We start from the raw sequence: 23504 nt of genomic DNA on the forward strand, positions 1-23504 counted from the left end.
ACCCTGTTTGGTTAAAAAACTTATTGTAACAAAGTGATCGGATATACGTTATCTCTTACGTTGTTGAAAATAAGCTTTTCGAACTCTTCACTAGGCATTGGCTTGCCAAATAAATAGCCTTGTACGAAATCACAATTGAGGCTTTTTAGAAGCGTGCTTTGCTGTTCTGTTTCAACTCCCTCTGCAATGACATCGATACCCATACTGTGAGCCAAAATAATAATCGTCCGTATAATGTCAGAATCTATTGAGTTAAGCAGGCAGTTATTAACAAATGAGCGGTCAATTTTTAATAAATTAATTGGCAAACGTTTTAAGTAACTTAAAGAAGAGTAGCCCGTTCCAAAGTCATCAATGGCAAGTTTGATACCTAACTCTTTTAATGTGTTTAGCTTTTCAATCATCAGTTGTTCGTTATTCATAACGGAGCTTTCAGTTATTTCTAATTCAAGAAGCTTATGTGGAAGCCGAGTGGTTTCTAGAATAGACGATATTTTGTTTACGATGCCGTCATCTTCTAGCTGAAGTGTAGATAAATTAACGGCAACTCTAATTGGTTTTGCCCCTCGGTCAATCCAGTTTTTTAACGTTTTGCAGGCTGTTTCCATAACCCACTCGCCAATCATATGAATCTGCCCTGTTTCTTCAGCTAAACCGATAAAGTTATTCGGTGGAATTAGGCCTTTTTTAGGGTGTTGCCAGCGGACGAGGGCTTCCATACCGATAAGCTCGCCGTTTGTGGCGCTAAATTGTGGCTGATAAAAAACCTTTAATTCATCGCGTAAAATAACATTACGTAGTTCATTTTCTATGACTAAACGTTGGTTAATGCTCTCGGACATCGTATCGTCAAAGAAGACGTAAGGGCTTTTTGATTGCTTGGATAAATACATGGCAATATCGGCGTTCTTTATCAGGTTACTGACCGTCTTGCCGCTACTTGGATAGACACTGATGCCAAGACTGGCGCTAACGTGCATTTCTTTCTCTAAGAAAACAAAGGGCCTTGAGAGGTTGTTTTGTATTTTACGTGCTAGGGTTTCGATTATTTGATGTGATTTAACATCGGTTAAAGCGACAACAAATTCATCACCACCAAACCTTGAAATGATATCGACATCTCTAACACTTCTTGAGAGGCGCTCAGCAACAATTTTAAGCAGTAAATCGCCGGCTTCATGGCCATAGGAATCATTGACTAATTTGAAACGGTCTAAATCGAGGAAAATAACGGCCATTATTTTATGCTCGCGCTCGTGTTTGTTGATCAGCTCAGAAACTTTCTTAGTAAATAAAGACCTGTTCATTAGGCCTGTTAAATGATCTTTATGCGCTAAGTTAAATATTTGTTTTTCAGTTTGTTTGGTGGCTAATATTCGATTAATCCGATGAATAAAAAGAGACAAGTTTAATGGTGTTGAAAAATAATCGAGTGCTCCCATTTTAAATGCATTATTAATCGAGGTTTCACTCTCTAAGTTTGAGGTGATAGTGAAAGGAATACCGCTGCTATTAAAAACCTCACACGTTTTGACAAGCTCAATGTCATCATGAGATAAATCATGATTTAAAATAACGATATCAGGTTTATTTCGTTCGCAATAAAGCATCCCCTGATAATTGTTAATTACTTCATCTACATTGTGGCCACTATCTTCCAAGGCATTTTTGATTAAAAAGCGGTCTCTTTTGTCAGCGTTTATTAATAAAACCCTAGCAGGGTTAAGGTGTTGACTGACGACTGGGTTTTCAGTCTCACTGTTGTTTAGTCTTATAGAGACTTCTTTGATAACTAACTCAGCCTCAAATAGAATTATTTTATGTTGAAGGCCTAGAAATTTAGCTTCTCCATCATCACAAGCACTTTCTAATTTCTTGCAGGCTTGTGAAAGGCGTAGTGCAGCAATATCGAAAGCGCTATTTTTAACAGATTCTGCAAGACGTTTTATAGCAATCCTATCGAGCTTTGAGACACTATCTGTTAAGCGGGATAAGCTGAGAGGGGTTTGCTCAAGGAAAGACTGTAAAGTAGTTTTGAACTCAGCTCCAAGGTTTTGTTGCCGTTTTAAATATGTTTTTTCATCCAAGACTGTTTGTATGAGAGGTTTGTCTTCACTGTCCTCGATAGGGTTGGTTTGTGCAGCTTCTTGCGTAACCCATTTCAGTAAGGTGGTTTTTAATGTGGGCAGTGTTAATGGTTTTGACATGAAGTCATCCATTCCCGCCGCGATACATTGTTCTCGGTCAGCGTTTTGTTTGTTGGCTGTTAGTGCAACGATAGGTGTGTGTTTGTCGACAGTTTCAAGTTCACGTATTTGGAATGTTGCTTCATAACCATCCATCTCTGGCATTTGACAGTCCATCAAAATAAGGTCGAAGGACTGGCTGGAAAAAAGCTCTAATGCCTCAAGACCATCGTTAGCCAAGGTTACATTACAGTGGAAGCGTTCTAGCATGGCTTTAGCAACCAGTTGATTCGCTTTATTGTCTTCAACAACAAGAATTTTCTTAAATGAATAGTCTGGTAGGGGTTCTTTGAGTGCTTGCTGTTCAGGTAATAATGTTGGTTTTGATTCAACGGTTGAGCGTAAATGCAATAATAAATCAGATTGTTTAATTGGTTTAGTAATATGCCCAAATACGTTGAGCTCTTTTGTTGCATTAAGCTGACTTGACTGGTTAGCGATGAGGACAATTATCTTTGTGTTGGCTAAAGTATGGTCAGCGTTAATCATACGAATTAAGGCTGTTTGGCTAATGTTTGAACGAAGATTATCAATTAAAATATAATCGTAAGGCTTTGATAAAGTTTCGTGTTGACGTAGTTTCTTTATAGCTGTCATCCCATCAGTGACATGGTCGGCATGAAAAGGTGATGCTTGAAATTGTTGAACGATAAAACGGTGAGAAAAATCATCATCGCTAACCGTTAAAACATTAGGTTGAGTGGGTGATATTTCAGCGCTTGATAGTTCAAAGGCTTCGGCTTGCATGTCGACAGTAAAATTAGCAGTAAACCAAAAAGTGCTGCCTTTACCAACTTTGCTTTTTACGCCCATTTCACCGCCAAAAATAGTGACTAGCTGTCGGCTGATGGCAAGCCCTAAGCCTGTTCCACCATATTCTCGAGTAGTAGAGTTATCGGCTTGAGAGAAGGCAGTGAAAATTTTATTTTGAACTTCTTGAGGGATACCAACGCCGGTGTCTTTTACTTCAAATAATAAGGTTAGGTTGTTTTCATTCAATGCTGAGGTTGAGATAGAAATGCTCACCTCACCAGCCGGAGTGAATTTAATGGCGTTACCGAGTAAATTTTGTATGATTTGTTGGAGCCTCAACTCATCAGCAATTAGATGAAGAGGTACATCGGCATCTAAAAAATAGGCGATAGAAATGTTTTTGTGCTGAGTTTGAGCGCTGAGTAGGGTAATGGAGTTTTCCAACGTGTTACGTAAATTAAACGATTCTTCGTGTAAGTCGACATCTTGTTGGTTATATTTGGAAAAATCTAAAACATCATCGATAAGGCTTAGTAATGAATTTGCACTGCTAGAGGCAACCTTTAGGTATTCTTTCTGTTGGACGTTAAGGTCCATATCAGATAATAGTTCTAGCATGCCTGAAATACCATTTAAAGGCGTTCTCAGTTCATGACTGACATTGGCGGCAAACTCGCTTTTGACTTTAGCTGCCTCAATAGCGATGTCACGCGTAGTAATGAGTTCTTGTTCACGATTTTCCAAAATATGCATCATGTCTGTAAAGGCTTGTTCCATGCGCATAATGTCTTCTGTGCTACCGATACCTTTGCGTTCAGTTCGCTTGCCTTGAGCAGCATTTAGCATATTTTTAGCTAAATTATCGATTGGTTTGCTAATACGTTTTGTGATGAATAAAAGAGCCCACAATAATAATAGGGCTAAGCTACCTATCACCATTAAGTTGTACTTATAAAAATCACTTTTAAGCGACCTGAGTACATTTTTTCCAACCGTTAGGCGCACGTAACCTAGAAGTTCTGGCTTAAATTCACTATCTGAATAAAGTAATGTTTCTTCATCGAGCGTACTATAAACAGGTGAGCTATAGCTCCACTCATGCTCATTTTCATAATCTAAAGACGTTGATTCTACTGGTAAGGTGTTAGTGCCTGCACTTAACAGGTCACTACTTTGGTAGATTACTTGCATTTTGTCATCATAGATCCCTGCTGCTTTAACATCCGGGAAGGAGAGGATTGATTCTACGACTAATTCAGCTTCATCCTGACTGAGATAGAGAAGGGCGATGCGACTGTTATTTCCTAATGACTCAACAAGCTGGAGTCCAGTTTGATTAAGGCTGTCATGAACACTTTTAGACGATAAATTGGAGGTGATTAAAGTGGCAATGGATATTAAAAGTATGATGCCAATAAAGTAGGTTGTCGTTAGGAGGTTTTTAAAACTACGTTGTGTTAAAAATTTGTAAAACGTTTTAATCATTTGCTGAGGCTCTTGGGTAGGTCAAAGCAAAATTAGTTTTTTGATCTAAACGAATGGTGTTTGGAAGATGTTTGGCTGTTCTAAGGTTCGCAACAACTAGGGATGACTGCATTGGCGTAACGGGTGATGCTTTTTGCCCACTTAATAATCGAACTGTGGTGGTGGCTAAATCTCTTCCTATTTGTTGACTATCTGGTAGCAGTGATAATAAAGCCCCTCTTCGTACATGTGAGGGGTTAGTGGATATGACGACTTGTTGATATTTCCAAGCGTCCGATAAAATTCGTGGTAATAAGCTTTTACTATCAAAGGTGGGATCATGGTGTATAAGCCATAAAGCACTGTTAGTATGGTCATTATTGCGAGCAATCTCTTTATAAATTAGGGCCGCTTGTTGCAAACTTGAGGCTTCGTATGGAATGACGGTTATTCCTGTGTTCGGGGTGTTTTCAATGGCTCTTTGAACTAACCAACCATTAGTTTTTGGATCAAAAACAACATGAATTTCCTTGACTGTTGGTTGTATTTTTTTTAATTCAGAAAAGAGAAGAGTGGGGTCTGGGGTCATAGAAATGCCATAACGGCCATTGTTGATATCATGGTCAGAAAGAAATAAGGCACCATAGGTTGTTTTATAAAGAGAGTTTATTTTTTCTTGTAGTGCTCGCCTGCCGCCACCTAATAAAATAACAGCGTCTGGGCTCTCTTGTCTAAGAGAATTTAGGATATCTGTCTCCAGCATTGAGTTATCCATTAATTGTGTTTGTACGTTTAGCTTAGGCTGTTCCTTAATGCCACTAATAATAGATTCAAAAAGTGTACTATAAGGTTTTCTAACATCAGGGTAAACAACAGTGATGTTGAAGGTAGCGCTAGCTTCTAATGTGTCATCAGCAAGTATTGTCGTTGTATAAAAAAGTATGGCAAGTAGAGCGGTACTATAAAATATCTTAAAATATATCATGTTGTTTAATCATCCCTGATTATTGTTTATTTGCCATTATCGACAGCTTTATCGGTTTAATGAAAAGATTTTCTCAGTTCAACAAAAAAAGCTCTGCCAGCAAGAGGCAGGTCATCGGGGATGCTTCCAGGTGCTTCGGATGGCTCTTTGACTGTTTCATCGAGTAAATTTCTAGCCGATAAAGCAAGTTCTATGTCAGGGTTAAGTCCTTTTGCACGTAGAGTTAAATCAATGGTGGTGTAATTGCTTATGTCTGGGCGTAAATCGCTTGCAGCACGTTGCCTATCACGGACATGGTTTAGTTGAGAGTTGATTGACCACATGGGCGATATGTCATAATTGGCTCTCAGATAAAGTTGTTGTTGAGGGGCATCTGCGGCATCGCTATTAGTGTCTTTATCCTCAGAAGACTGGTAGGCATAATTACCATAGATGGAAAGCTTGTTTGTTACATTCCAGTTTGCTTCCATTTCTAAGCCGTGCCCTGTTTGTTTGCCAGTATTGCTAGCTGTTGTAGGGGCGAAACGAATAATATCATCCATTTGATAGTAGAATAAATTCAAACTAAGTTTTAGGTTGTTGGATGTATTATAATCAAAGGCAATCTCATAGGTGTCAATAACCTCAGGGTCTAGATCTGGGTTGCCCAAAGCAACAGGGTTATTAATATTGAACTGTTCAACAAATGAAGGGGCACGAAAAGAGCGTCCATATAAAAGCTTACTGGTTAAGCGATAACTGGTTTGCCAGACTAAGGCTAGTCGTGGATTAATTGTGTCGCCAAAATCGGAATAATGGTCGTAGCGTAGGCCGGCAGTTAAAGTCCAATCAGGAGCAAAGTCCCATGCATCTTGTACAAAACCATAGTAAATTTTACGTGTTTTTTCTTGGTTGAAAGGGGTCGTGTCACTGACGTCAACTAGTTCGCCAAGAGGGATTAAGGCTGGGCCAAATGGTAAATAGTTTTTCTTTTCTTCAATTTTGTATTGGTCTTGATGGTGAAAGCCGATACCAAGACGAACATCATGGTTTTTTAGGCCGGTATAAAAGCTTGATAAGTCGATGCGGTTATGGCGCTCGTATATGTCGGGCTTCGCTAGAACACCATCTGGAAACGTATGGCTCGGAATTCCGGTGGTATTAGCACCTGGTGGGAGTAATACTAAGTCGGATCGAGTGATGCTGTTAAAAAAACTGTATTGCGCTTTAAAGTCCCAATTTTCTGAGAAACTTGTGTTTTTATATGTAACGTCCGCATTATAGCGATCAGCATCTGCTTCACCAGCAGAGTCAAGTGCCTGAAAAAGCCCTGCACCTACCTGACCGTCTCTTCTGGCTTGATACCCTAAACGTAATTGCCAATTGGCTTTAGAGATATCAACTCGAGTGTCTAATGCGCGGCGTCCTAAATTAATATTACCTGGCGCTAAAGAGGCAGAGGTTCCAGTAAGATTATCAAGGGTTGTTTGGAAATCTGAGTTTACGTTTTCGTGCTGGCCATATGTATCTAAAACTTGAGCAGAGAAAGCCGTGTCCCAACCGGCTTTCGAACCGCCGTATTGTATCCAGCCTCGGTATTCATCGAAGCTTCCTGCGGACGCGCCTATTTCTAGCCCATCTATTTCAGTGGAATTTTTAGTAATGATATTTATAGTTCCAGCAAACGCGTCAGCCCCATAAATAGCAGAACCTGGTCCCCTGATAACTTCGATACGAGAGATATTTTCAACCGGCATACCTCCCCACCCTTGAGAGCGATTCCCAGTAAATATATTGGTGATAGGGATCCCATTGATAAGCACTAAAACTTGGGAGTTAAAGTTTGATGTGATTCCTCGTATTTGGTATATAGGGTTATAGCCACCAGCAGTATAAGAGACATGCAAGCCTGGTATTGTTTCTAATACTTCATCAATATCACGTGCGCCGATTTGACGAATGGTTTTAGCAGTAATTGTGCTTGCAACAGCAGGTGCTTGAGATACTGTTTGTTTTCGCCCTGTGGCTATATATATATAATCCTCATCGCCATATATGTCTGCTAAGGCATTCTCGCTCTCATCAAATGCGTATGAATTAGCTCCAAAGGTGGAGAGGAAGGTTAATAGTAACCAAGCATGTGTTTTTTTCATGGGGGGAACAAAAATATTATTTTATTTAAGGTTAGCGGATATTTTAAAAATTACCAGCTTCTTACGTCATGTCCTTTGTAGTTTAGTCGTTGACAGCTTAGCGGGAAGAAACTGCCTTCTTTGTGATTCGCTGCATCAATATAGCAGGGTATAATACCGGCAGAAAAAGCTAGCATGGTTGCGTAATAGTATTCGCGATGCCCAAAGTTTTGGTCAGCCATTAATGCTGCAGCTAAACCGCTTGCATTTAAAATTTGCCGATAACGACTTTTAGATAAAATATTACCTATGTCTAGGGCCAACTTGACATGTGGGCCATTAGCAAGTTCAAGCTCTTTAGCTCTATTTAATAAAGGTGCGATTCGTTCATCAGAATCAACTAAGGGGCGACCATAACCACCAATAGCTCGTTTATTTTTAAGCTCACTAATAACAAATTCAGATAAATCTGCACCTGCCTCAATAGCTTTTTTTGCACGTTTAATAAAGTCAATGGCGATAATATTTGCTTGGTTTCCAAAAATTTTTGCTTCTGAACATGCAGTGGCCGCTGATAAGCCTAATATACCCGTAGATCTTGCGCTACCTGATAAGGCGGCGATGCGGTTATTCCATAGCCTTGGCTCAGGGTAACTAACGGTGATTACCTGAATGGCTTCAAAAAGTTTTATTTGTTGGTTGCTAAATTCACGTCCAGTGATACCAAACATAATTAACTTAAACCAATTAATATCGGCCAATTCGTTAAATATATCTTTTCCACGATAAATAGCACGTTCTCCATTGACGAAAACGCCCATGTTGGTTTGCCAATTATCTTCAGCCTGCTTAAGTGTTATCGGACCTTTCATAGTTCGTCTTGGGATGTTTGGTTAGAATTTGATGGGCCAGGGTCGTTAGTGAGAGTTAAGCCATTTCCAAAAAATGGGTATTTACGCCAGCCCAGTTTTTTTTGTTCAAGTGAGTGTACTGCAGCGCCAGGAAGGCGAAGCAAAAGGTATAGCATTTCTGCTTGTTCATCCGTAAAACCTAAGTCGGTGAAGGCTGCGGCTATGACACCAGTCATGCCTAATGGTGCATCAGCAGCTTTTTCAAATATCTGTCGATTAGCTGATAAATAGCTGAGAGCTCCGTCAGAGTATATGGACGTTAAGTGATCCAATGTTTGTAAAACGGGGGTGGCACAACTTGCCCCATACGGGTCAAAGCCAGGGGTGTGTTCACTAGCTGGCCAAACTTCAATTTCTTCTTCATCTTGATAGTTGGATAAACTTTGTTTCCATTGAGTTAATTCAAATTCACACTGTTGCCATAAGCGCATCACTTGATAAACTTCCCTTGCCCCTCCATTTTTGCCAGCACTGGGTGCTAAGGCGGCCATTAAACAGGAAGCGGCGGTTGAACCGCCTACACCACCATTCATAGCAGCACGGACACCTAAATCACGAGGGCCCGGATTGGCAATAGCAATAGCGATAGCCTCTAATAGTTTAGAATGCCAGGGTAAGGGTTTTTCAAGCTTAAATAATAAAAAAATGTATTCGGGCCAAGAGATTTTACCCAATAAATCACCATAAACATCGTAACCAGAACAGTAAGATGTTTTGGCGGCAAATGGGTTGTCAGGTTCTTCTTCTTCAAACCAAATTTTAGTATTTATTTTTTCTTGTTCCATTGTTACTTCATCCCTTTTAAGCGCGTAGCAATAGGGGGAACTTCTTCTGCATCTATTCTAACGTCGAGTAGAGTGGGCCCCTTACGTTCACAAATTTTATTGGTATCGAGCTGCAGTAAGTCAACGGCTGTTTCAATGGTATGACTCATGATGCCCATGGCTGATGCCATTAAAGCATAACTAATATTCGGTAATGTGTTGGCTATATCGGCTGATTTATTTAATCGTTGACCATGTTTAACCATACCAAGATGTTGATCGTTCATCACAAGGAAAATAATATTTAACTTTTCTTGTAATGCGACTGTTATTTCGTTACCTGACATGAGGAAGCTGCCGTCACCAACAATACAAAGAACGGGATCATTTGGGTGCGCTAGTGCAGTACCGATGGCGCTTCCAACTGACCAACCCATTGAACAAAACTCAGTGTTAATTTGTAATAACCCGGCGCTAAATGCTCGTCTATCTTTTTGGTCTCTTTGTGAAGATCGGCGGCCACTAAAGCGCCTGTCATAGGGGTTTAAATAATGAACTGCCCAAGCCATATTATTGCCATTATCAGCTAAGTAACGGGTATTAGGTGGGAAAAGTTGAGTTAGCTGCGCCATTAAAAACTGTGGTTTTAATGGGCTAGACCGATCTTTGGTTTTTGTAGAGTCATCAAGCTCAAAATGGAGTTTTTTTTGATTATCTATACATATATCAGCGAATAATTGAGTTTTATCTATAACGGACTTAGTTGAGATTTTTTCTTTATTTTTAATTTGCGTTCTATTATTTTCTAAAATGGCTTCTAAGATAGTTGGAATATGACCGCCTACTTGGAGCTTCGCCATAGAAGATCTTGTTAGGTTATCTTCGTTATTATCAATATGTATTAGTTTGTTGTTCAATAAAGATAATTGGTCCCATGCATTACTGTTAAACTCACCTAAAGAAGAACCAATAAGGACAATAGAGTCAACGGCATCTGATTGAAGTGCTTTACTAGCACTCTTATGTCCGGCAAAACCAATAACACCTTTATAGGCTGGGTGGTAAGGATTAATAAAACTTTTACCATCAGGTGTAGCAACAAATTCAATACCTAAATCATTAATGCAATCGGTTATTAATCGGCTACAACCTTTAGCGCCTGCACCGATTACGAAAATAGTCTTTTTTGAATGACGAAGTTCACTTATAAGAGCTTGTATAGCTTTTTCGTCTTTTAAGTAGGGGCGGCTTAATAAATTATTTATATTGACTGGATGTTGTTTAGGAGGGATATGGCTTTTTAATACATCAGTTGGAATGTTCAGGTGTGTTGGGCCTCCTGGCATACTAAAAGCAGACATGATAGCAGATACAAGTTTATGCTCAAATTGCCCCACATGCGTTACATAACTATTGTATTTGGTAAAAAACTGAAACATTCCAGGGATATTAACCCCTGTATCTCCAGATTCTTGGAGAGCCTTTTTACCTACTTTATCCTGAGATGCTTGAGGAGTGATAACAAGTAACGGGGTGTTATTTTCAAATGAGGAAGCAACACCGGTGACCATATTTGTTGCACCTGGGCCGGTAGTGGAACAGCAGACACCTAGTTTCCCGGTATTTCTTGCATAGGCGTCGGCCATAAAAACAGCCCCTGTTTCATGTCTAGCGGTGATAGCTTTTATGCCGCCACGTTTCTCACTTTTAGCTAAGGCATTGTAGAGTGGTTCGATAGCACCACCTGGAATGCCGAAAACATATTCAACACCAATTTTTTCTAAATAATCGAGGAGAAGCTCGCATGTGGCGATTTCATTTTGCGGGACTGCTTGTGTTAGGGTTAAACTCATCCGGTACTCCATTGGATTTTTAAATACCTAATAATCAATAAGTTAGTAGATTAACTTAAATTATTATATTAAGTTAATAAAATTAATATAATTGTCCCTGTTTGTAAAGCCTTAATTTTGGGAGAAGAGAAAAACTTATGCTCTGAAAAATCATATTCTTAATGAGCCTAGCCAATGGGTAATAATTAAATAATGTGCTATTTGATTAGTGCTGGGGAGGGGGAGGTGTTGAAGTACGTCAACATCGTCTTGATGATGGTATTGACGTACTTCAATAAACAACCTTAACTATTACAACTTAACGATTAGGGATATGCAATGCTCTCTTATCAACAGCGAGGGCAGCTTCATGCAGTGCCTCAGAAAGTGTTGGATGGGCATGAATGGTTAATGCGAGATCTTCAGTGCTAGCAGAGTACTCTAGCGCCAATACTGCTTCAGCGATAAGCTCAGAAGCTTGGGCACCGATAATGTGCACACCTAGAATTTGATCTGTTTCTTCATCAGAGATGATTTTGACCATACCCGTGGTATCGCCTAGGGCTTGAGCACGACCACTCGCTGCAAAAGGGAACGTGCCTATTTTTACTTTTATACCTGCAGATTTAAGGTGTTGTTCGGTTTGCCCAACCCAGGCAATTTCAGGACCAGTGTAGATAACATTTGGAATAACATCGTAGTTTATTTCAGGTTCTTCACCGTAAATGACTTCAGCGACGGCAACGCCTTCTTCAGAAGCTTTATGAGCAAGCATCGGCCCACGAATCAAATCACCAATCGCATAAACACAAGGTTGACTTGTTTGCCAGATCTCATCAACTTCAATAAAACCGCGTTCATCAAGTTCAATTGGAGACTCTGGAGCAAATAAATTATCTGTGTTGGGCCTGCGACCAACCGATACGATCAATTTGTCCAGTTCTATGGTATGTTCGCCTGAAGCATCTTCATAATTGACAGTTACTTTTTTAGCTTTTGTGGTCGCCTTGGTAACGCGAGCACCCATTTTGATATCAAGTCCTTGTTTCTTAAATTGCCGTTTGGCTTCTGCTGCTATTTTTGTATCTACTGCCGGTAAAAATTCATCTTGGGCTTCAAGTAACACAACATCCGACCCTAAGCGGTTCCATACGCTGCCTAATTCTAGGCCAATGACACCGGCCCCAATTACGCCTAATTTTTTAGGTGTTTTATCAAAATTCAGTGCGCCAGTGGAGTCGACAATATTTATGTTGTCGACAGGGGCAGAGGGGATATCGATAGGGCGTGAGCCGGTTGCTAAGATAATGCTGTCTGCTGAAATAACAGAAACATCATCAGTGTTGCTAGTGATTTCGACTTGCTTCCCAGCCAGTAATTTTCCGCGACCATGAAAGCTGGTGACTTTATTAGCCTTAAAGAGACCACTGATGCCACCGGTAAGACGACTTACGATATCGTCTTTGTTTTTGATCATTGTGGGCACGTCAATCTTCAGCCCAGTTACTTTGATACCATGCTCATCTAAGCCGTGGTTTAACTGTTCATAATGATGTGAGGACTCAAGTAGAGCTTTAGACGGTATGCAACCGACATTTAGGCAGGTGCCACCAAGGGATGCTTTATTGTTTTTATCAGTAAACTCATCAACGCAGGCTGTTTTTAGGCCAAGTTGAGCGCAACGAATTGCGGCGACATAACCACCCGGTCCACCGCCGATGACAACAACGTCAAATTTATTATCTAAACTCATGGGATGCTCCCTATTAAACGTTTAACAGTAATCTTGCGGGGTCTTCTAAGAAGTCTTTTATAGTGACTAAAAAGGACACTGCTTCTTTACCATCTATAATTCGATGATCATAAGATAAGGCTAGATACATCATAGGACGTATAACCATTTCACCGTTTTCTACCATCACTCGTTGGTTAATGGCATGCATACCCAAAATAGCACTTTGTGGTGGGTTCAAAATAGGAGTCGACATCATTGATCCAAATACACCACCATTAGTGATTGTAAATGTACCGCCGGTTAGATCATCGATGCCTAATTTTCCATCACGGGCTTTGATACCAAATTCAGCAATACCGCTTTCAATGGCGGCAAAATTTTTCAGGTCTGCATCTCTCAGTACCGGCACTACTAAGCCGCGAGGTGATGAAACGGCAATGCCGATATCATAATAACCATGGTAAATAATATCTTGTTCATCAACAGAGGCGTTGACTGATGGGAAAAGCTTAAGTGACTCAACGGCTGCTTTAACAAAAAATGACATAAAGCCTAATTTTGTATCATGAACTTTCGAGAATTGATCTTTATATTTACTGCGAATGTCCATAATAGGCTGCATGTTTACTTCGTTAAACGTTGTTAACATAGCCGTGTTTTGCTGAGCTTGAATTAAGCGCTCTGCAATTTTTGCTCGAAGGCGTGTCATCGGCACGCGTTGTTCTGCACGCTCACTTGTTGGTAAGGTTGGCATTGGTGTTGCCTTAGCCGCTTTGCTCGGTGCCGAATTGCTCATGGTTGCTGAAGCTGTTGTGACGCCATTACTAGACTGTTGCTTGATATGGTTTAGCACATCGGTTTTGGTGATTCTGCCGCCTTTACCTGAGGCTGCAATTTGTTGGGGGTCTAATCCATGCTCAGCAACGAGTTTTCTAACAGCAGGACTAAGTGCTTCAGTTGAACCTGAATTTTTTTCAGCAGGTAAAGTCGTTGTTGCTGGTTCTGATTTTGCCGGTGTTGCTTTTGGGCTTGGGGTTTCTGGTTTGGCGCTACCAGCTTCTATGCGAGCCAGCAATTGGCCACTTAATACAGTAGAACCTTCTGGCTCAATGATTTCTGCTAACACACCATCGGACAGGGCAGGGACTTCTAAAACTACTTTATCTGTTTCGAGGTCAACTAGATTTTCATCTTTTAAAACGGTGTCACCGGCTTGTTTATGCCAAGTTACTAAAGTGGCATCGGCAACGGATTCTGGAAGGCTAGGTACTACGACTTCAATGCTCATGTTTATTCCTTTTTTTTAAAGTCTATTTTTTAATAAAGTGCTGTATGGATTAATTTTTGTTGCTGTTCAACATGTAGGCTAAATTGACCAACGGCTGGTGATGCTGACATAGGCCGACCTGCATATTTAAGTTCTAGCTTCTCGCTGAGTAAATCAAAAAACCGATGTCTAATTTGGTACCAGGCACCTTGATTTTTGGGCTCTTCTTGACACCAAACGAGTTGTTTTAATTGAGGGTATTGCTCAAACGACTCATGTAGCTCATCGATAGGGAATGGGTAAAGCTGTTCGGCTCTGAAAATAGCAACGTTTTCAAGGCCATCGCTTCTGCGCTGTTCGAGTAAATCATAATAGACTTTTCCAGAGCAGACGATCAGTCTTGTGACTTTATCAGGATCAATATCATCCACTTCTTGAATCAGTGGGTGAAACTTGCCTTCAGTGAGCTCTTCTAAGGTAGATGTTGCTAGTTTGTGGCGCAGTAAACTCTTAGGGCTCATTATAATCAGTGGTTTACGGAAGTAACTCAATGTTTGGCGGCGTAATAAATGAAAGATCTGTGCTGGTGTCGATGGAACACAAACTTGCATATTATGTTCGGCGCATAATTGTAGGTAACGCTCTAAACGGGCTGATGAATGTTCAGGACCTTGGCCCTCGTAACCATGAGGTAATAACATAACAAGACCACAGATACGTCCCCATTTTGTTTCACCTGAGCTTATAAATTGATCCATCAGCACTTGTGCACCATTGGCGAAATCACCGAATTGTGCTTCCCATATAACTAGATCATCGGGTTCTGTTGTGGAGTAGCCATACTCGAAACCTAGAACCGCTTCTTCAGATAGAAAAGAATCATAGAGAGAGAATCTACCTTGTTCTAGAAACATATGTCTTAGCGAGGTATAGGTCTCACCATTTTGTGTATTATGCAAAACGGCATGGCGGTGGAAAAATGTTCCGCGGCCTACGTCCTGCCCCGTCATTCTAATATTTCTACCTTTACTTAGTAATGTCCCATAGGCCATGTTTTCAGCATAACCCCAGTCGATAGGTAAGGCGCCAACAGACATTTTTTTTCTGCTTTCTAGTACTTTTTCCACTCGGTTTTGAAGTGAAAATTCCGGTGGTAAGGTAAGCATGAGGTCGGAGATCTCATGAAACTCTTTGGCAGGTACCGTGGTGTCGCACGGGTCATCCCACTTGCTTGATAAAAAGGCATTCCATTTGGCAACAAACGGGTTAACTTTATGTTCTAAAATTGGCCGTGAGACAATTTCACCTTTTTCTAGAGAAGAACGATACTCCGACTCTAAGTTTTTCGGCACGTCGGCAGATAATGAGCCTTCATTAACAACACGATCGGCGTAAATTTTACGCGTAGTCGGTAGCTCACGAATAGTTTTATACATCAATGGTTGAGTCACAGCCGGTTCATCCGCTTCATTGTGGCCACGTCGGCGATAACAAACCATGTCTAAAACAATGTCTTGTCTAAACTCATGACGGAAATCAACGGCTAGCTGAGCTGCAAACAAAACGGCTTCTGGGTCATCTGCATTAACATGCAGAATAGGAGTTTCCAGCATTTTAGCCACATCGGTAGCATACAATGTTGATCGTGTATCAGCAGGGTTACTGGTGGTAAAGCCGATTTGATTATTGATAACAATGTGAATCGTGCCGCCTGTGCCATAGGCACGGGTACGAGACATTTGCAACGTTTCCATGATCACGCCTTGACCAGAAAAAGCCGAATCACCATGTATTTGAATAGCAACAACTTCATCTTCGCCTGTTTCACCGCGTCGATCTTGTCTTGCACGTACTGAGCCTTCAATAACTGGGTTGATAATTTCTAGATGAGAAGGGTTGAAAGCCAAGGCAAGGTGCATTTCCCCTCCTGGCGTATTAATGTCCGAGGAGAAGCCCATGTGATACTTTACGTCGCCAGAGCCGTCTTTGGCTGGAGAGGCAGAACGCTTGCCTTCAAACTCTTCAAAAAGAATGGATGGCTTTTTACCGAAAATATTGACGAGAACATTCAACCGGCCACGGTGAGCCATGCCTATAACGGTTTCTTTGACGCCATGCTCACCTAGTCGTTGAAGCATTTCATCAAGCATCGGAATTAAGCTTTCCCCACCTTCTAGTGAGAAACGTTTTTGCCCAACATAGGTTCTGTGCAGGTGGTTTTCAATGCCTTCAGCGGCGGTCAGTAGCTTTAGTAGCCATTTTTTCTGATCGGCCTCAAGGTTTAGGCGAGCGCGTGGGCCTTCCATACGGCGTCTTACCCAAGAGCGCATTTCAGTGTCGCTAATGTGCATATATTCAACACCAATACTGTTGCAATAGGTTTCTTTGAGTATTGGCAGAATATCTTTCAGTGCTAATTGTTCAGGTGTGTTGTGTAAGGTACCTGTGTCAAACTGCGTATTAAGGTCAAGCTCACTTAACCCATGAAAAGCGATATCTAATTCAGCAATTAGTTGTGATTTTGGTGGTGTTAGTGGGTTTACATTAGCTTGTTTATGACCATTAATTCGATATGAATTCATCAGTCTTGAAACAGCAGCTTGTTTGGCTAATTGCTCTGAAGAAAGGCCGCCTTGAATGACACGAACTCCGGTGGGAGCCTTGGCGAGGTTAGAAAAGTGTTTTTTAATAGATGAATGGGGGATATCAACTGTTTCAGCATTCGATCGTATGGAATGAAACTTTTCTCGCCATTGCTCATCAACTGATTCTGGGTCATTGAGGTATTGCTCATATAGGTCTTCAACAAAGTTTGCATTAGCACCATTTAGGGCGGAAGTGCTTTTAAATAACTGCATTAAATTGTTCATTAAAATATTCCGTCTGTCTAAATTTATGTAGGGGTTTGTAAGTGTAATCGAGTTTTAAGAAAAGATAAGGGTTTAAATTACTCATTTTGTTAATGCTTAATATTTAGCACTATAGTGGTGCCCCGAGCAGGATTCGAACCTGCGACTTCACCCTTAGGAGGGGTGCGCTCTATCCAGCTGAGCTACCGAGGCCATATTAAAGAATTGTCAAATGTATTTTAAAAATGGAACCCTGATTAATTCGCGTCAAATAATATCACTATTGGGCTTTTTAGGGATAGCGCAAAACGCTTATTTTTATAGCTTTGTGAACTTGAGGGAGGCTATTTTTTTGCGCGTTCGCGTTCACATGCGGTAATAAATTTATGGATCTCTCTTTTTTCTTGGCTGGTCAAGTTAAGGAATTCGCAGCCGACGCGTGTAAAGCCTTCTAACGGAGACTTTTTTACAGAGCAAACGGTTAAATCTAACTGAATAGTGCTACCGTCTTTAAGGGTCATGCTGGCAGGCGTTAGAATAGAGCCTTTTTTCACATAAGAGTTTGAATAAACCGCAATGCAAATACCGCCGAAGCTAACATCGTAAACATAGCCTGAAATAAGGTTTTCAGAAAACTGAATGGCAGCGGTAAATTTATACTTTTCGATATTCTCAATGGGTACTCTGAAGAAGGATCTTTTTTGGGGGTGATATATTTTTTCGGGCATCGCCATCAGGTAGCTGCCATCGTGCAATGTGCCGGTAATAGTTGAGCTAAAATTAAAAGGAACGGCGTGATGCTTGGCGTTAACTTGTATAACCGTGCCGGGTAGCATTTTAAGATGAGCGGCTCGGTTATTTAATTGATCGAGTATTAATTCGTTTGTTGATACGTCAAGTAATCTACTGGTGCACTCTAATTGATTATCGAATACCAGCGAAACTTGTACATGCGACTCCATTAGAATTTGCAACATGTGTTTAATACGAGAGGGCCGAACGATAAAATTTGGGTTAGGGTTGGGTGTTTGTTCCTCTTCTTCTGAGCGCAATAATGACTTTAGACTGGATATAAAGTTCACGTGTAATTAAGCAATGGAGATGTTTCTTGATACTTTACTGTTAGCGGCATGGCCGTCTGCCCCGTATGTAGATGTGGTTGTGCTCGCTTGTCCACGTAAAACATCCAGTGAGCGTTGGGTGTGTCGACGATTAAGCTCAATAATGGAGCCGTTTATTTGATTCAGTTTTTTATTGTCTTCCGCTAAAGCTTGAATGTTGGACCAGGCTTTTTCTAGTAATGTCTTGATACCTCCAGATGCTAAGCTGGAAAGGGCGTCTGAAAAACCGTAAAGACCTTTGTTGATATTCATGTTTCTTAAAAAAATATGCGTGGTTTTGGTGTGGTTTTCTAGGTGGGTAACTAAGGCTTTTTTTTCGTCAGAAAGTTCCAATAATTGTTGACTGTCTTTCAGCTTCAAAACGGCTTGTTCTTTTTTTAAGGTGCTGTTTAATTGACCTGAGATGTGCTCAAGCTGTTGTATTAGTTCAATGAGTTGATCAGTTGGTTTTTTTGTCATGATGATTTCTTTTTAAGGTGAAGCGCTGTTTCACTTTTAATAATTCGATCAGCTATTTTTTCATTATCGATGTTGTACTGACCCTCTTCAATGGATTGGCTAATGGCCTCTACACGACCGGTATCAATAACAGGAATGTCTTGAAGAGACTGTTCAATTTGTTGGAGTTTGGATGCGTTTTCAGTTAAATCAATACTATCACTATCAGCTGTTTTAGTAGCTTTTTTGGCGCTACTTTTGGTGTTTTTCTTGGTGTTGTTTGCTTTGTTAACAGGGCTCTGAGCTGATTTATGGCCGGTTTTTTTGATATTAATAGACATAATAATTCCTGTGGCTATGCATCACCTGTATCGGCGATTTGTAAGGAAACTTGATGGTTAATAGACGCTCTCATATGCTTACTCTAACAGTTTGCGAATCAGAAATAATTCCTTGGATGATTTTTTTGGTTTTAATGTTTTTCACTTTGATTTTGTCATTTTTGCCTCCGGCCATCAATGCAATGCCTTTCATGCTGATTTGGAAGCCTTTGTTTTTTGCAATGATTGTGATGTTGTCACCTTTTTTAATAAGGGTTGGGGTTGACAAAATATTGACACTGACAAGATCGCCTCGGCGAACTCGCCTTTTTAAGACATGGTTTATCGCATGTTTAGACTCTGATAAGTAAGCGGATCGATGTCCTGTCAGTTCAATTTTTTTTAATGTAACGTCAGATTCTTTAAGAAGGTGCCCTTTGTTGAACGGCTGGTTAAAAACCAGAGCATGGCTGAAAAGTTGAACTTGTGCCGTCATAAATATTCGCCAAGGAGTCTGCGATATGCATTCAATTTTTAATGTATTTTTTCCTGGTTTTACAGGCGCTTGGGTGAGGCTTATGTCAATCTCTGAAGAACATTTTTTGAGTTTGAGACGTGAGTCTATGTTTTGAACGGTAATACTGTGTTCTAAATGTTGCTTAGCCAGTCTGTCGGTTAAATAGGTATGTGCATTGTCCAGAATATTTTGATGATCTTCAAACGGTTGTTCTGTTGCAAAGAGCAGCGGAGAAAACAGCAGTAAGAAAGTGATTAGTGTTAACAATGATTTCATAAACGTTATGTGCAATATCGTGACGATGTATAGGTTAGAAATATATATGCATTAAATATGCCGTAATAAAGACATTTCTAAAATGGAACCGGAGATGATAATAACGAACCGTTTAGATAGTTCTATATAAGGTAATGCAGAGGAAGGGGTGATTGGTACAAGCTTACCCTCGTCATTAAAAGTATGTAATTTTGTTCTCAATGCTTTCCGCTTTGCCGCTTTTTTGCCGTTCTTGCCGCTATTTACCCACCCTTTTATTTTTATAACCTATTGATTTAATTAGATTAAAAAAATGGCATGGTTTCTGCTTTATTGTTTTCAACGAAACAGGAGTGACAGATGGCAACAACGATTGACTCATTATTTGGTGTACACGAACAAGCGCTTATTTATCGTTCTAAACGCGCTGAAGTATTAGCCTCTAATATGGCTAATGCCGATACGCCAGGCTATAAAGCAAGAGACTTTGATTTTAAGTCAGTTTTAAACAGGCTCAACACAGCGGCAGGTCATGTGACACAAACACATCATCAGCATATTGGGTTTGATAAAACACCCGCGACGGTTGCTCTTGCTTATCGTACACCGTTAAGCGCTTCGCTAGACGGTAACACGGTGGATGCACAGGTTGAGCAAGCAAAGTATGCGCAAAATGCAATGGACTATCAAACGTCTCTGCGTTTTGTGAACGGCAAAATTTCCAGTTACCTTTCAGCACTAAGGGGTGAATAAGCATGTCTTTATATAATATTTTTGATGTGGCAGGTAGCGGAATGAGCGTACAAACAACCCGCTTAAATTTGGTGGCCAGCAATATGGCGAATGCTGAAACGGTAAGCAGCAGTACCGGTGAGACATATCGTGCGCGCCAGCCAATTTTTGCTGAAGTGTTAGACGGAGCAATGGCTAACCAACAATCGGCCGCAAAAAAAGTTCGCGTATTGGGCGTGGTCGAAAGCCAGTCGCCTCTTCGCAGCGAATATGCGCCGCAACACCCAATGGCGAATCAAGACGGATATATTTTTAAGCCAAACGTTAATGTGGTTGAAGAAATGGCCAACATGATGTCTGCAAGTCAAAGCTACAAAAATAATGTTGAAGTGCTAAATACGGCAAAGCAACTTTTACAACAAACATTAAAAATTGGTCAGTAACGGAGAATAACCATGTCAGAAGTCGATTTTAATACGCTACAAAGTTTAGGCCTTGCTCAACAAAGTACGGCGACAAATACCAGTAAATCAAACAGTGATCTAGGGCAGGGCGATTTCCTCAAACTGATGGTTACACAGCTAAATAACCAAGACCCCATGAAGCCAATGGAAAGTGGTGATTTCTTAGGTCAAATGGCACAATTTAGTACAGTCACTGGCATTGATGGATTGAATACCTCTTTCTCAGAATTTGCGTCATCTGTATCAAATGACCAAGCTCTACAGGCAGCTAATTTAGTGGGAAGAAGGGTTAATGTTCCGCTACAGGCAGGTGTCTTAACAACGGGAGGCTCAATTGATGGAGAGCTGACGTTACCGACCAGTTCACCAGACGTTTCAATCAATATTACTGACCAAGCAGGGCAGATAGTGCAGACCATTCCACTAGGAACACAATCTGCAGGCCCTGTTGCTTTCTCATGGGATGGCAAACGTTCAGATGGAACGGTGGCATCTCCGGGGCTTTATAACGTTGATGCTAAAGCGCGTATCGACGGTCAAAATTTTGAATTGGATACACAAATTTCGGCAGATGTTGACAGCGTTACCTTGGGCGGCCTAGGTAAACCATTGCAACTGAACCTGTCGGGTCTAGGCAGTGTGCCATTTAGCAATGTTTCAAGAATATTTTAAACACGTTTAGGAGAATACTATGTCATTTCGTACTTCATTAAGTGGGCTTGATGCCTCAGCAACTGATTTATCGGTGATTGGTAACAATATTGCCAATGCCTCTACAAATGGTTTTAAAGAGTCCCGTACAGAGTTTGCCGATGTGTTTGCTACCTCTTTTACAGGTGTGTCTGGTAATACACCGGGTAGTGGTGTTCGTGTTGCCAGTGTGTCGCAGCAGTTTGGCCAAGGTAATGTTGAATTTACCTCCAGTAGTTTAGATCTAGCGATCAACGGTGATGGGTTTTTTGTTCTAAGTGATAATGGAACTAATGTTTATACTCGGGCGGGTGCTTATTCAACCGATAAAGATGGCTTTGTTGTTGATAGTTCTGGACGACAGTTACAAACATTCCCATCAAATGGTAATGGTACATTTAATACTGGGAACCTAGCCTCATTACAGTTAAGTACGGGTGACTCAGCACCGTCGGCAACAACCAGTGTTGAACCAACATTAAACCTAGATTCTCAACAAACTGTTCCATCAACGTATACGACTTTCCCGATTGATCCAACAGAATTTAGTGCAACAGATGCGGATAGTTACAACTATTCAACATCAACAACGGTTTTTGACTCATTAGGCAATGATTTTCCTGCCACGATGTATTACGTTGCAAGTGACCCCAGTAGTAATGAATGGCAAGTGCATACGTATGTAGATGGTAACCCATTAACATTAAATGCGGGAGCCGATGACTTTTTGACGATGACCTTTGATAGCCTCGGTTCATTTCAAAGTATTGCTGAGGCGGCAACGCCCAGTAGTGGCAATGTTGCCTTTGATGCATTGCCAATGAGTAATGGGGCTGCAAACTTAGCGTTAAACTTTGATTACTCGGATACTACCCAATATGGCGGCGATTTTGCTGTTAACTCACTGAGTCAAGATGGATTTGCATCTGGTCGTCTAAGCGGCATCAGTGTTGATGAGGCAGGTATTGTTTCTGCAACGTTCACCAATGGTCAATCCACAGAGTTAGGTCAGGTAGCGTTGGCAACCTTTCCCAATTCACTTGGTTTGCGTCAATTAGGCGATACGTCTTGGGCCGATACATTTGCTGCTGGAGACCGAGTGATTGGTTCTGCTGGTACGGCAGGCTTTGGCTCACTTCAATCTGGTGCGCTTGAAGCCTCTAATGTTGATATTGCAACGGAGTTGGTGAGTTTGATTACTGCTCAGCGTAATTTCCAAGCGAATGCTCAAGCGATTTCAACTGAGAATGAAATCCAAACGGCCATTATTAATATTCGATAATCACTGATTCAAGAAGAGAGAAATTAAATGGACAGTAGCCTTTATGTAGCAATGAGCGGTGCCAAGCAAGCGATGTTGGCGCAAGCGGTGAATTCGCATAATTTATCGAATGCGAATACCACGGGCTTTAAAGCTGATTTGTCTCAATTTAGAAGCATGCCAGTATATGGCGCAGGGCTTCCGTCGAATGTCTATGCGATGGCTGAGCGCCCTGGAATAGACTTTGACCACGGCACCATACAGTCAACAGGCCGAGACTTAGATGTCTCTATTAATGGTGATGGCTGGTTAGCTGTTCAGGCAGAAGATGGCACCGAAGCCTATACCCGTGCGGGCGATTTGAGAATTACACCCAATGGGGTGCTAACAACCGGTACAGGCTTAGCAGTGATGGGTGGCGGTGGTCCTGTGGCGATACCAGAGGCTGACAAGGTGGAAATTGGAAGCGATGGCACGATTAGTATTATTCCACTGGGTGATAGTGCGGCAACATTATCAACCATCGATAGAATTAAATTGGTGAACCCTGAGCTATCAGATGTTGAAAAAGGTAAGGATGGTTTATTCCGATTAAAAAGCGGACTAGATGCTCAACCCAGTGCCGAAGTGCGTTTGGTATCAGGATCTGTAGAAGGTAGTAATGTGAGTGTTGTCAACGCGATGGTCAGCATGATTGAGCTGGCTCGAAATTTTGAGTTACAGGTCAAAATGATGAAAACAGTCAGTGAAAACGAAGCAGCAAGCGCTCAATTGATGCGCGTCAGTTAG

At 41.0% G+C, this 23504-nt stretch carries 18 protein-coding genes and 1 tRNA gene; 5 read left to right on the forward strand and 14 right to left on the reverse strand.

What is annotated here, in order from left to right; translation table 11 throughout:
• Positions 1-20 precede the first annotated feature (20 nt).
• The 14 genes from CYCME_RS05095 to flgA all read right to left on the reverse strand — a co-directional run bounded on the left by CYCME_RS05095 (position 21) and on the right by flgA (position 19589).
• Complete coding sequence (locus CYCME_RS05095; protein ID WP_020932315.1) at positions 21-4484, reverse strand: EAL domain-containing protein; 4464 nt, start codon at positions 4482-4484, stop codon at positions 21-23.
• Positions 4477-5448 carry an ABC transporter substrate binding protein gene (locus CYCME_RS05100; protein WP_015006233.1) on the reverse strand — a complete coding sequence of 324 codons (972 nt, stop codon included), beginning with the start codon at positions 5446-5448 and terminating at the stop codon, positions 4477-4479. Before CYCME_RS05100 ends, CYCME_RS05095 begins: the two co-directional genes overlap by 8 nt.
• A 56-nt stretch (positions 5449-5504) precedes the next feature.
• Positions 5505-7580 (reverse strand): TonB-dependent receptor plug domain-containing protein, encoded by a 2076-nt coding sequence (locus CYCME_RS05105; RefSeq protein WP_020932316.1) that lies wholly within the window; start codon positions 7578-7580, stop codon positions 5505-5507.
• A 50-nt stretch (positions 7581-7630) separates the two neighbouring features.
• Complete coding sequence (locus tag CYCME_RS05110) at positions 7631-8431, reverse strand: hypothetical protein (RefSeq protein WP_020162360.1); 801 nt, start codon at positions 8429-8431, stop codon at positions 7631-7633.
• Positions 8428-9255, reverse strand: a complete 828-nt coding sequence (locus CYCME_RS05115) for a citryl-CoA lyase (RefSeq protein WP_020932317.1) — start codon at positions 9253-9255, stop codon at positions 8428-8430. Before CYCME_RS05115 ends, CYCME_RS05110 begins: the two co-directional genes overlap by 4 nt.
• Before the next feature lie 2 nt (positions 9256-9257).
• Positions 9258-11087: a thiamine pyrophosphate-binding protein gene (locus CYCME_RS05120; protein ID WP_041932905.1), complete on the reverse strand. Its 1830-nt coding sequence runs from the start codon at positions 11085-11087 to the stop codon at positions 9258-9260.
• Between the two features lie 298 nt (positions 11088-11385).
• Positions 11386-12819: a dihydrolipoyl dehydrogenase gene (gene lpdA, locus CYCME_RS05125; protein ID WP_015006228.1), complete on the reverse strand. Its 1434-nt coding sequence runs from the start codon at positions 12817-12819 to the stop codon at positions 11386-11388.
• A 13-nt stretch (positions 12820-12832) separates the two neighbouring features.
• Complete coding sequence (gene odhB / locus CYCME_RS05130; protein ID WP_015006227.1) at positions 12833-14089, reverse strand: 2-oxoglutarate dehydrogenase complex dihydrolipoyllysine-residue succinyltransferase; 1257 nt, start codon at positions 14087-14089, stop codon at positions 12833-12835.
• Positions 14090-14118: 29 nt separating this feature from the next.
• Positions 14119-16938 carry a 2-oxoglutarate dehydrogenase E1 component gene (locus CYCME_RS05135; protein WP_015006226.1) on the reverse strand — a complete coding sequence of 940 codons (2820 nt, stop codon included), beginning with the start codon at positions 16936-16938 and terminating at the stop codon, positions 14119-14121.
• Between the two features lie 115 nt (positions 16939-17053).
• Positions 17054-17130 (reverse strand) — tRNA-Arg (locus tag CYCME_RS05140).
• A gap of 131 nt (positions 17131-17261) precedes the next feature.
• The gene (locus tag CYCME_RS05145; protein ID WP_041932906.1) at positions 17262-17999 is read right to left on the reverse strand and encodes a flagellar brake protein; all 738 of its coding nucleotides are present in this window, start codon (positions 17997-17999) and stop codon (positions 17262-17264) included.
• A gap of 6 nt (positions 18000-18005) precedes the next feature.
• Positions 18006-18497 (reverse strand): flagella synthesis protein FlgN, encoded by a 492-nt coding sequence (locus tag CYCME_RS05150; RefSeq protein WP_020932322.1) that lies wholly within the window; start codon positions 18495-18497, stop codon positions 18006-18008.
• Positions 18494-18817: a flagellar biosynthesis anti-sigma factor FlgM gene (gene flgM / locus CYCME_RS05155; RefSeq protein ID WP_020932323.1), complete on the reverse strand. Its 324-nt coding sequence runs from the start codon at positions 18815-18817 to the stop codon at positions 18494-18496. Before flgM ends, CYCME_RS05150 begins: the two co-directional genes overlap by 4 nt.
• 70 nt (positions 18818-18887) lie before the next feature.
• The gene (gene flgA, locus CYCME_RS05160; protein ID WP_020932324.1) at positions 18888-19589 is read right to left on the reverse strand and encodes a flagellar basal body P-ring formation chaperone FlgA; all 702 of its coding nucleotides are present in this window, start codon (positions 19587-19589) and stop codon (positions 18888-18890) included.
• Positions 19590-19928: 339 nt separating this feature from the next.
• On the opposite strand from flgA, the gene flgB reads away from it, so the two are divergent.
• Genes flgB through flgF form a run of 5 tightly spaced genes read left to right on the forward strand, consistent with a single transcriptional unit; the run spans position 19929 to position 23504 of the window.
• On the forward strand, positions 19929-20321 hold the full coding sequence (flgB, locus tag CYCME_RS05165; protein WP_016390083.1) for a flagellar basal body rod protein FlgB: 393 nt from the start codon (positions 19929-19931) through the stop codon (positions 20319-20321).
• A gap of 2 nt (positions 20322-20323) precedes the next feature.
• Positions 20324-20743, forward strand: a complete 420-nt coding sequence (flgC, locus tag CYCME_RS05170; protein WP_020932325.1) for a flagellar basal body rod protein FlgC — start codon at positions 20324-20326, stop codon at positions 20741-20743.
• Positions 20744-20755: 12 nt separating this feature from the next.
• On the forward strand, positions 20756-21436 hold the full coding sequence (locus CYCME_RS05175) for a flagellar hook assembly protein FlgD (protein ID WP_020932326.1): 681 nt from the start codon (positions 20756-20758) through the stop codon (positions 21434-21436).
• Positions 21437-21455: 19 nt separating this feature from the next.
• Positions 21456-22736 carry a flagellar hook protein FlgE gene (flgE, locus tag CYCME_RS05180; protein WP_020932327.1) on the forward strand — a complete coding sequence of 427 codons (1281 nt, stop codon included), beginning with the start codon at positions 21456-21458 and terminating at the stop codon, positions 22734-22736.
• 27 nt (positions 22737-22763) lie between these two features.
• A complete protein-coding gene (gene flgF / locus CYCME_RS05185; RefSeq protein ID WP_020932328.1) occupies positions 22764-23504 on the forward strand; it encodes a flagellar basal-body rod protein FlgF in 741 nt (246 codons plus the stop codon).

This window comes from Cycloclasticus zancles 78-ME (assembly GCF_000442595.1).
Lineage (GTDB): Bacteria > Pseudomonadota > Gammaproteobacteria > Methylococcales > Cycloclasticaceae > Cycloclasticus > Cycloclasticus pugetii.